Origin of the sequence: Pseudomonas sp. V98_8 (genome assembly GCF_029967975.1) — a bacterium.
In the GTDB taxonomy this organism is placed as follows: Bacteria; Pseudomonadota; Gammaproteobacteria; order Pseudomonadales; family Pseudomonadaceae; genus Aquipseudomonas; species Aquipseudomonas umsongensis.
Genome location: NZ_JASCAE010000102.1, coordinates 1 through 11,169, shown reverse-complemented (window position 1 = coordinate 11,169; position 11,169 = coordinate 1). Strand labels below are relative to the sequence as shown.

8 protein-coding genes and 1 pseudogene are annotated in these 11,169 nt (G+C 55.4%); all 9 read left to right on the top strand.

The annotated features are described in order from the left end of the window. On the top strand, positions 1 to 2,944 hold a 2,944-nt coding region (vgrG, locus tag QLG10_RS29050; RefSeq protein WP_282488445.1), incomplete at its 5' end, for a type VI secretion system Vgr family protein. Positions 2,945 to 2,955: 11 nt separating this feature from the next. Next, positions 2,956 to 3,471, top strand: a complete 516-nt coding sequence (locus tag QLG10_RS29045) for a hypothetical protein (RefSeq protein WP_282488444.1) — start codon at positions 2,956 to 2,958, stop codon at positions 3,469 to 3,471. 103 nt (positions 3,472 to 3,574) lie between these two features. Next, positions 3,575 to 5,611: a lipase family protein gene (locus QLG10_RS29040; protein ID WP_282488443.1), complete on the top strand. Its 2,037-nt coding sequence runs from the start codon at positions 3,575 to 3,577 to the stop codon at positions 5,609 to 5,611. Positions 5,612 to 5,615: 4 nt separating this feature from the next. Beyond that, the gene (locus QLG10_RS29035) at positions 5,616 to 6,674 is read left to right on the top strand and encodes a hypothetical protein (protein ID WP_282488442.1); all 1,059 of its coding nucleotides are present in this window, start codon (positions 5,616 to 5,618) and stop codon (positions 6,672 to 6,674) included. Between the two features lie 152 nt (positions 6,675 to 6,826). After that, positions 6,827 to 7,861: a hypothetical protein gene (locus QLG10_RS29030; protein ID WP_282488441.1), complete on the top strand. Its 1,035-nt coding sequence runs from the start codon at positions 6,827 to 6,829 to the stop codon at positions 7,859 to 7,861. After that, on the top strand, positions 7,861 to 9,048 hold the full coding sequence (locus tag QLG10_RS29025) for a hypothetical protein (RefSeq protein WP_282488440.1): 1,188 nt from the start codon (positions 7,861 to 7,863) through the stop codon (positions 9,046 to 9,048). Before QLG10_RS29030 ends, QLG10_RS29025 begins: the two co-directional genes overlap by 1 nt. Before the next feature lie 224 nt (positions 9,049 to 9,272). Then, entirely contained in the window at positions 9,273 to 9,446 is a 174-nt protein-coding gene (locus QLG10_RS29020) for a hypothetical protein (protein ID WP_282488439.1), read from the top strand. Positions 9,447 to 9,449: 3 nt separating this feature from the next. Further along, on the top strand, positions 9,450 to 10,610 hold the full coding sequence (locus QLG10_RS29015; protein ID WP_110755343.1) for a hypothetical protein: 1,161 nt from the start codon (positions 9,450 to 9,452) through the stop codon (positions 10,608 to 10,610). Next, positions 10,607 to 11,169: pseudogene (locus QLG10_RS29010) on the top strand (type VI secretion protein VasK); the annotation flags it as partial. The gene QLG10_RS29015 and the pseudogene QLG10_RS29010, both read left to right, overlap by 4 nt.

Genomic DNA, 11,169 nt, shown 5'->3' with positions numbered 1-11,169 from the left:
CGTCGAGCACATCCTGCGCAGCCGCCACGATTTCCTCGGCCAGCACTTCTTGTTCCAATTGGTGCGCGAATACCCCCGGCGCGAGCAGGTCATGCAGTACGGCGAAAGCGACCTGGCGTTCATCGAGCGGCTGCTGGCCGAGGTCGGCATCTGGTACCGCTTCACGCATGACGACCGCCTGCGGATCGACGTCGTCGAGTTCCACGACGACCAGCGCCACTACCAGTTTGGCGTGAAATTGCCACTGCGCTCACCGGCTGGCTTCGCCAGCGGTGAGGACGGCGTGTGGGGTTTGCAGACCCGCCACCAGGTGGTGGAAAAATCCATCAACTTTCGCGCCTATCACGCCCTTGACGCCCGCGCCTTTCTCGATGGCGAGGTCGACCAGACCCGTGGCACCACGACCAGCACCTACGGCGAGGCCTACCACTACGCCGAACCCTATCGCGTGCTCGGTGACAAACTGGACCAAGACGAAGACCTGCTAAGCGAAAGCGGCTTTTTCTACGCGCGCCTGCGCCACGAGCGCTACCTCAACAGCCAGACCCATCTCAGCGGCGCCAGCAGCAGCGCCACCCTGGCGCCGGGCCAGGTGCTGAAAATCGCCGGCGCGCCCCAGGCCTTTGCCCCCGGCGCAGTGATCACCAGCCTGCGCACCCGCGCCGCCCGCGACCGCAACATCGAAGTGCATTTCGAAGCCATTCCCTACGCCGAGATGGTCTGCTTCCGCCCAAAGGTCCCGCCCAAACCGATCATCGCCGGCACCCTGCCAGCCCGGCTGAGCAGCCCCGAGCGCAACGACCGCTACGCCGAAATCGACCTCGAAGGCCGCTACCGGGTGCGCTTCCTGTTCGACCGCGACACCTGGAAACCCGGCCAGGAAAGCACCTGGCTACGCCTGGCCCGGCCTTACGGCGGCGACACCCACGGCCTGCACCTGCCAATGCTGACCGGCACCGAAGTGGCGGTGGCCTTCGAGCAAGGCGACCCAGACCGCCCCTACATCGCCCACGCCCTGCACGACAGCGAACACCCGGACCCCGTGACCCTGCGCAGGCGCGACCACACCCGCAATGTGCTGCGTACACCGGCGAACAACAAGCTGCGCATGGAAGACCTGCGGGGGCAGGAGCACCTCAAGCTCAGTACCGAGTATGGCGGCAAGAGTCAGCTGAATCTGGGGCATTTGGTGGATTCCCGGAAGGAGAAACGGGGGGAAGGGTTTGAGCTGAGAACGGATGGTTATGGCGCCATTCGCGCAGGCAAAGGGTTGTTCGTCAGTGCGGATGAGCAGACCAAGGCGCAGGGTGAGCAACTCGACATGAGCGACGCCATCGGTCAGTTGGAAAGCGCGCTGTCGTTGGCGCGCTCGTTGGCGCAGGCTGCCCGTAACGGGCAAGTGACGCCGGGTGACACCGCAAGCCAAGAGCGTCTGAACCAGGCTCTCAATGGATTGGCAGAACCCGGCGTGTTGTTGCATGCCCCAGCAGGTGTCGGCGTGCTCAGCCCGAAAGCGGTCTGCCTTGCGTCCGGGACTGAAAGCGTGGGTATCATGGCCGCGCACAACGTCGACCTCAGCGCGGGTCACGACATCACTGCCACTGCCGAAGGCGGCGTCAGCCTGTTTGCGCAACAGGAGGGCCTGCAACTCAAGGCGGCTCACGGCAAGGTCGAACTGCAAGCCCTGGACAACCTTCTGCACGCCCTGGCCAAGGCCGACATCAAGATCGAAAGTCTCGACGGTCGCGTGGTAATCAGCTCCCCGAAAGAGATATTGCTCCAGTCTGGCTCTAGCTATCTGTCCCTCAAGGACGGCAAGGCCGAACTGGGCGCTCCTCCCGGCTGCATCCTCTTCAAGACCATCCTTGTACAAATTATGGGCGGGGCCAGCGGGGACACTCCGGCCACAGCGCTACCTACGGGGTACTCCGCCGGCTACATACTGCACGATGAAGCGGGGGGGCCACGGCCGTTCAGGCGTTATCGAATCACCACACCACAAGGGGAAGTGTTTAGCGGGGTGACGGACAAGGATGGCCAGACCATGAGTGTGCATACCTTGTTGCCGGGTGAGCTGAAAATCGAGTTTCCAAACCCCGCGGTTTATGACGAACAACTTCACGTCGTTGGCCCGGGGGATCTGGTGGCCTGCAACTTGAAATATGCGGCCACGCTGGCGGATGGCAGCACGCTCGAAGGCGTGACTGATGCGCAGGGTTACACGCAACGCATCGTTACCGAAAGGCCGACGCGGATCACCCGGTTATCACTGCTTCCACCTGAGAACCCAGCGCCATTTTGTTGCGCGGCGCAAGGCACCCAGGCCCCACTGGAGATTGACCTGACGTCCGAAAACATCAGCACCAATGACACGAACGTGGGCAGCTCCATGCAGGTCGTTCCACTGCCCAAGGGCAAAAAGCGTTCGTTGACGTCTGGAGAAATCGCCATGGCCAGAACCGTGTTTAAAGGTGCCGTGGATTACAGCAAGGTCAAAGTTCATCACGGTGGATGGTGGGTGTTTTTTGGTTTTCAGAATACGGCTGTGACGCCTAATGGAGAGATGTATTTTCCTGAGAGCACCCACTACTATAGAGATGACTTCTCTAATACTGGCGACAATCGACATAAAGCTCTATTCATGCATGAGATGACCCATGTATGGCAATACCAACTGGGCTATCCGGTCAAGAAAACCGGACTTACGGTTAGTAGTCGTGGCGCTGCGGCATATGAATATGCTTTAACCAGGTACAGAGCGCTGTCCAGTTACAACATGGAGCAGCAAGGCGAGATCATATCTGATTACTTCATCATTTGTGTCATTGGTGATGCCCACGCTGTCTGGAATAGTGCTAATTATGCGAAAAGCCCAGAATTGCTCACGTCAACGCTTGAAGGGTTTTTGAATAATCCCGCTGATAAATCAAATCTGCCAGTCTAGGCGAGATGAACATGGCCTATTTAATTTTTATGGCTCTGTGGGTCTTTGGCTCCATGGCGAGCTATGTCCACGCTACATCGTTTGGACTTATGGCGGATGCCAATATTGAAACCATTAAAGGTCAACCTGCAATTTGCTTGCCGGTAGATGCAAAAGAAGACTTTCCGGTGGGCTGGATTTCATTGGCGGAGAGCTATGTGCGCAATCCAGGCTCTTGGGCAGTTTCACTTAAGGAGGGTGTAAAACCCCTTATATTGAAACCGGGAGAGTGCGTCGTTTTTGGAGAGGTTCCAAGGGGGTATGAGTTGGATCGTAATGTAAGGTCCAGTTTATTAACGCTTGAGGAAAATAAAACCTATGTTTTCCGAGTGAGCGGTGCATACGAGACAAGAGACGCTTATGCAGCCGTATTTTGTACTGGCAGCAAATTGAAGGATGGCTTCGAATATCACCAATATAGTCGTGCAGCTGATGGGGGGGCAGGTAATACCTGCTTGCGACACTCAGCGCAATGGAGGGGAATATGATCCTTCCACTACAGGCAAGTAAAATAAATTGCAAAAGAAATCGTCAAGTTACATGTAGGTGCGCGGTAATTACCGTCTTGTCAAAGTATTAAAAGGGATTTATATGAACAATACTCTTCATTGTACGGATACGCTCAACCCTTTCAAAGAGGTTACGTGTGGCAAGCAGAAAGATTACTGGGTGGAATTCCAATTACTGGATGAACTGGGTGAGCCCGTCGCGAACATGCCCTATCGGGCGATTAATGAGGCCACCCGTACCGGTTATGTTTCTGAATACGCTGGCCAGAGCGATGCTCAAGGCGTGATCCGCCTTGACGGCCTGCATCCGCTGGCCATCACACTCAAGATCGAGGCCGCCCCGCTGCTCGAGCAGATGCAGAGTCGCCGCCTGCGTGCCGTACGTCCCGAGCCACCTCGTCCTGCCCCGGGTGACCACACTCCGCTGTATGGGCCACAGCGTTCGGGCTTTTCGCCGATCGAGGAACAGGCGCTTGCGGCCGGTCATGGCTACCACTACCTGCGCATCGGCCAATTGTGCGATGAAGAACCTACTTTCGACCCGCCCTTGGCTGATCCGAAGCTGCTTCCGGCTTTCCATTTTCCGGACCGGTCATTCGGCGGCTTTACCTTGGGTGATGATCAACTGGATCATCGTCATATCTTGGAGGTCTGCCCATTTCGCGCCTGGTCGCTGACGCTGCACCACCAGGCTGACTACAGCCTGGCCAATGCTTACAACCTGGGGCTGATGAGCATTCTGGCTTACAGCAATCGGCCAGAAAACGAACGGGGTTCGGTCAAGGAGCTGTTCGAGCAGCAATGCCTGGATTTGTCGCGCACACCTCGGGTTTGGGATAACGGTCAGGCGTGGCCATGTCTGGTGACCGACGTTCCCTTTCGCGATCGCTATACAGCGGTCGAGTCCTTGGACACCGCCAAGGCAGAGCAGCCGGAGGGCCACACCCAGCTGATTTATGCCATCAGTGCCTCCCAGGTGTTGGTGGCGTGGCGTGGCACCGAGATGAATGGTCTGGCCGACTTGAGCACCGATTTGACTTTTCGTCCGGTGAAACCGGAGGTGGCGGCCAATTGCGAGCCGAAGGTGCCCTGTGCTGATCTGGTTCCGGAGGGCAGCGTGCACTTGGGGTTTCGTGATGCGTTTGAAATAGCCAGGAGGATTTACGCAACGGATTTTGGGGACATGATTTTTGTACATTCCCGAGATAAAGAGCTTTTTATATGCGGTCATAGTCTTGGGGGGGCTCTTGGTCTTGTCCACGCCGCCTCACTGAAAGACCGCAATCCGCTGCTATATACCTACGGCATGCCGCGCACCTTTACCCTCAAGGCCATTCAGTCCTTAAGCGAGCTATGGCATTTCCGCCATGTCAACGACACCGACCTCGTCCCCCGTGTGCCCCCCGAAGCGGCTCTGGACAATCATTTTTACGACGTCTACGGCTCAATGGGGACAGTCATGGGTTTCAGCTGGTCTTCAGGCCGGGCACTGGCCACTACGTTGTTCAAACACGGCGATCCGTTCAGCCATCACGGCGAACTCGCCATGTTTCTTAGAGCCGAGCAGCACCGGGAGCAGGCAATCACCCCATACCCCGCTTACCGCAAACCGGACGGCGCACCCTATCGCAGTAACATCACGGTGAAGTTGCAGGAAATGGCCAAGTTGTATCTGGTTCCAAGCCTGAGCGCGGCCGAAGACAAACAGGCCGAGCAGGCCCAGGAACGTCTGATCACGTCCCTGAGCGCCGAGAGCCGTGCCCGATTCTTTCCGCGCCACAGTCACCCGGATATAGGCCGCATGCTGAGTATTGGCGATCACTTCATGTCGCAGTACCAACCCTATATACACAATCAGTTGATGGAATCGCTCGACCCGGAGCGCAGTCCGTTACTGGAGCGCCAGGTCCAGCGGAACAAGTTCAAACGGCAGATGAAGGACAACTACGCCACCATTCCTGCGGATGAGTACGAGCGCAACAGCGTATTCCTGGAATTACAGAAGCTGGTTGACCAAGCGTTGGCGGTAACGCAACAGGCCGAAGGCGGTACAGAAGCGCTACAGCGGTTCAATGCCATCGCTGACCCGCGAGCCTATTACGAGAAAACCTACGGTTAAGCCCATGAACGCAACAAAGGTCAAACCCATGCGCCACAGGCTGCCCGTCGTTTTATTCACACTGTTTTTCAGCCTCAGTGGTTGCAGTCAGGATTACAGCCTGGCGCCGCCTGCGGACAGCGAAAAAATAACCGTGACCGTGAAACTGCCAAGGGAACTGAAAACCGAAACCATGTGGGTGATGTATCGCTCCGCTACTTGCAAAAGTATCAGTCATGGGGCCAGCGGCCAGCGCCTTGAGCAGGACGGTCATCATTCGGTTTACAAGGAATTTCAACGTCAGGGGCAGAGCGATCTCTATCAAGTCGAACTACCCAAAGACGGGGGTGGCGCGTGCAAATGGCATCTGGCCAATGTGACCTTTGGCGTTGTCTATGCCGATCCGGCTCGCTTTGGCGAGAACGTAATCGCAGGAGGGGGAGGCGGTGTGGTTGTGATATTCGACCATAACAACTCACCCCGAGGCGGCGCGGATATCAAAGTCGATGGAAACTTGAAACTCAAGAAGGATTACTACCCTTGGGTTGATGAGGAGTGTCTAGGACCGTACAAAAAAACCATCCGTTTGGCAGGCGAGGGCAATATTTATCTGAAGTATCAGGCATTGGATGCGCAGCAAGTATATTTTGAACCTGTTCTACATTCCGAGTACGTAATCTATTCGATCGGTCCGAAGGTAAAGAAAAAAGGCAATTACACCGCTTTCACTTATCCCGATGGCACCACTGTGGCCGATGGAAAATGGCACCCTAACTTCTTGAAACTACAAACCATCCGCACAGGACGCGCCAGCGATTGTTTCACCGTCGGGCGTTATGCCAACTGCCCAGACCGCCGCCCACAACTATTACCTGATTGGCTGCCCGAGCCCGGAAAACCGGGATTTGGTCGCTACGTCGTTGCGGACGAATGGGGCAATAAATTGCCGACGTACTTCTATCGACTGGTCGGCGAAGACGGTCAGGTCTTTCAAGACTTGAGCGAAACCAACGGGCGCACGAAGCCGTTGCCAGAAAGCGCGCATCCAGTGCGCAACGCCGAATTTCCGAAACGGGTGTGGTGATGGATTACCCACAGAAGCAAGTGATCACGTTCTCCGTCAGTCACCCACGGGGAGACCACCATGGTGCTCCAATGTTTGTTCGACGGCCGATATTCAAACTTGTTACGAAAAAACCGATGGTTAATTCCTATGGTGTGACAAAGGACAAACCCATGTTCCACAGGATGCCGGTCATTTTATTCGCCCTGTTTTTCAGCCTCAGCGGTTGCAGTCAGGATTACAGCCTGGCGCCGCCCGCGGACAGCGAAAAGATAACCGTGACCGTCAAACTGCCAAGGGAACTGAAAACCGAAACCATGTGGGTGATGTATCGCTCCGCTACTTGTAAACATATCAGTCAGGGGGCCAGCGGCCAGCGCGTTGAGCAGGACGGTCGTAATTCCGTTTACAAGGAGTTTCAACGTCTGGGGCAGAGTGATCTTTATCAAGTCGAGCTACCCAAAGATGGTGGTGGCGCGTGCAAATGGCATCTGGCCAATGTGACCTTTGGCGTTGTCTATGCCGATCCGGCTCGCTTTGGCGAGAACGTAATCGCAGGAGGGGGAGGCGGCGTGGTCGTGATATTCGACCATAACAACTCGCCACGAGGCGGCGCGGATATCAAGGTTGAAGGAGATTTGACGATCAAGAAGGATTACTACCCTTGGGTAAAAGAGGCTTTCTTAGGTGGATACAGTAAACGTGTCAGCCTTAAAGGTGAGGGCGGCATTTATCTCAAATATCAGGCATTACAAGCCCGTAAGGTATTTTTCGAACCTGTCCTGCATTCGGACTATACGATTTACTCCAAACAACCGAAGGAGAAAAAAGAGGGCAACTACACCGCATTCACCTATCCCGATGGCACCACCGTAGCCGATGGAAAATGGCACCCGAACTTCTTGAGGCTCCAAACCATTCGCACTGGACGCGCCGCCGATTGCTTCGATTCTTGGCGTTACGCCAACTGCCCAGACCGCCGCCCACAATTACTGCCCGATTGGCTGCCCGAGCCCGGAAAACCTGGATTTGGTCGCTACGTCGTTGCGGACGAATGGGGCAATACACTTCCGTCGTACTTCTATCGACTGGTCGGCGAAGACGGTCAGGTCTTTCAAGACTTGAGCGAACCCAACGGGCGCACGAAACCGTTGCCAGAAAGCGCGCATCCAGTGCGCAACGCCGAATTTCCGAAACGGGTGTGGTGATGGATTACCCACAGAAGCAAGTGATCACGTTCTCCGTCAGTCACCCGCGGGGAGACCACCATGGCGCTCCAATGTTTGTACGACGGCCGATATTCAAACTTGTTACGAAAAAACCGATGGTTAATTCCCAAGGTGTGACAAAGGACAAATCCATGTTCCACAGGATGCCGGTCATTTTATTCGGCCTGTTTTTCAGCCTCAGTGGTTGCAGTCAGGATTATAGCCTGGCGCCGCCCGCGGACAGCGAAAAGATAACCGTGACCGTCAAACTGCCAAAGGAACTGAAAACCGAAACCATGTGGGTGATGTATCGCTCCGCTACTTGTAAACATATCAATCAGGGGGCCAGCGGCCAGCGCGTTGAGCAGGACGGTCGTAATTCCGTTTACAAGGAGTTTCAACGTCTGGGGCAGAGTGATCTTTATCAAGTCGTGCTACCCAAAGATGGTGGTGGCGCGTGCAAATGGCATCTGGCCAATGTGACCTTTGGCGTTGTCTATGCCGATCCGGCTCGCTTTGGCGAGAACGTAATCGCAGGAGGGGGAGGCGGTGTGGTTGTGATATTCGACCATAACAACTCGCCACGAGGCGGCGCGGATATCAAGGTTGAAGGAGATTTGACGATCAAGAAGGATTACTACCCTTGGGTAAAAGAGGCTTTCTTAGGTGGATACAGTAAACGTGTCAGCCTTAAAGGTGAGGGCGGCATTTATCTCAAATATCAGGCATTACAAGCCCGTAAGGTATTTTTCGAACCTGTCCTGCATTCGGACTATACGATTTACTCCAAACAACCGAAGGAGAAAAAAGAGGGCAACTACACCGCATTCTCCTATCCCGATGGCACCACCGTAGCCGATGGAAAATGGCACCCGAACTTCTTGAGGCTCCAAACCATTCGCACTGGACGCGCCGCCGATTGCTTCGATTCTTGGCGTTATGCCAACTGCCCAGACCGCCGCCCACAGCTATTACCTGATTGGCTGCCCGAGCCCGGAAAACCAGGATTTGGTCGCTACGTCGTTGCGGACGAATGGGGCAATAAATTGCCGACGTACTTCTATCGACTGGTCGGTGAAGACGGTCAGGTCTTTCAAGACTTGAGCGAACCCAACGGGCGCACGAAACCGTTGCCGGAAACGGTGCATCCAGTGCGCAAAGCCGAATTTCCCAAACGAATGTGGTGATGGTTTGCCCACAAAAGCAAGTATTCAAGTTCTCCGCCAGTCACCCGCGGGGAGACCACCATCGTGCTCCAATGATTGTACGACGGCCGATATTTAGACGGTTGTTCGAGTTCGGAGGATTTCTGCTCGAGCAGTGGAGAGTTAGTCGTGAGGGCATGTTGTAACTAATTTTGAATCGCCCGTTGATTATTTAATGGTTGGATTAATGAAGTAGGGGAAAAGTGATGTCTAAAGGATTTGTTTTGCTGGTCAATGAGACAATTCACGGTGGAGAAGTGATCTCGGCTTCTTCGAATACGATTGTAAATGATAAACCGGTTGCTCTGGGGGGCGAAGGCAGTTGCTTTAAATACGGATGCCAAATGATTGCCAGCGTTACAGATTGCGTGGCGGGCTAAGACATGGGCTGGGATCGTCAGGCGCCCGACGTGAGGAAAACGCCAGAGCCCATTGTATTGGGCCGATGGTTTTTGGCGGCATGCGTGGCGGTGCTGGCGTGTGTGGTGTTGTTCTTGTTGCATGCCGCCGAGCGTGTGCCTCCATTGCAGGCGCTCAACATCTGGGTGATGGCCAGTGCGCCGTTGCTCATTTGGCTATTGATCTTCAGTGCCCGAGCGTATGCCTACGGTTCGGCGCTGAGTCATTACCAATTCCTGGAGGAGGAGGCGCTGATTGCGCAGGAGTCCTGGCAAAACTGGGCGCAGCGTTCTCTTGCGGTTCACGCCAGCTGCGTATTGCTGCCCAATCAAGTCTCCGCGAAGTTACTGATGCAAGGCTCTCCCGATGCATTAAATCATTCAGGACAAGCTCAGCGTATCTCAGCTTTGCCTTCGGGGGACGATCGAGCGCAGGCAGGACTGCAATTATTGGTACCAGCGCTTGCGCGAGCCCTACAGGCATTGCCGGCAGAGCAGGAGCTGCGTGTCACCCTGTTGAATGATGCCGCACCTGGCCAATATGACGCATTGCGCAATACCTGGCAGCAGGTCTGGGCCAGCGCAACGCGTAACGCGCAACCGCCGGCAGTCGCTTTGACTGATGAATTGTCCTTCCAGTGGATCGAAGATTTGCTGAAGACCGGCAGTGCTGCCCTTGAGTTGATCCTGGTACTGCAGGTCAACGGCGAGTCGACGTACTCAGACGGATTGGCAGCGCTGTTGCTGTGTCCAGACAAGCTCGCCTGCGCTTGGGATCTACCGGTGCGGGGAAAAATTCTACGCCCGATGCCGTTGAGCATCACAACGCTACAGAGCGAGCTACCACTGTTTTTTCAAACCCAGACAAGCGCCCGGCTTGCGTCAGGCTTGTTGGCGGATGGTGAGTGCTGGCAACCCGTGATCAATGAAATCTACGCAATCGGTGGCGCTAATGGTGCTTCGTTGACGTTAGAACAACAGTGGGTCCAGGCGCGTTTGTGCGGGCTTACGGGACCATTCAGTCATTGGCTGGTGGCGGCTCAGGGAGTGGAAATGGCTCTGCATCAACAACAGCCTCTATTGCTGTTGGCCAAAGAGAAATCACGGCACTGGATCAGCACTGTGACCAAAAGGGAGTTGGTATGAAAAATTGGAGCAATGGGTGGCGTCGCGGAGGCGCGGCGGTCTGGATTATCTCACTTCTGGCGGCGCTTGGCGGAGTGATTTGGGAGTATGGCGGCCGGTTAGGGTTGGTGGAAAACCACCATAAGCTGTTGGCTTTTTTGCTGATCGTCGCCATCGCCTTGATTGGGTATCTGAACCCACGTTTGTTGATGTACCTCAAACGGCTAAGTCACCGTGAGCAGGGAGTGGCAAACCACGTTTTTCCCCATGCAGATACGAATCCAGTGCTTCCAAAAAAGTCGTCTTTCTCGCTGCCTGAGTTACGGCAACACCTACGCGATAACCATGGCCATTTCTGGCGCCGCAAAGTCCGCCTGTTGCTGGTCGTCGGCGAACCCGATCAGATCAGCGCCATCGTGCCCGAGCTAGACAAAAAACTATGGCTCGCAGGCCACGACACGATCCTGTTTTGGGGCGGCAGCACCCAAACCAAATTCGCTGATGGCCGCTTCAGCTCGTGGCAAAGCCTGAGCCGCTGGCGCGGTCTCGACGGCGTGATCTGGGCCTTGAACAAAGAGCA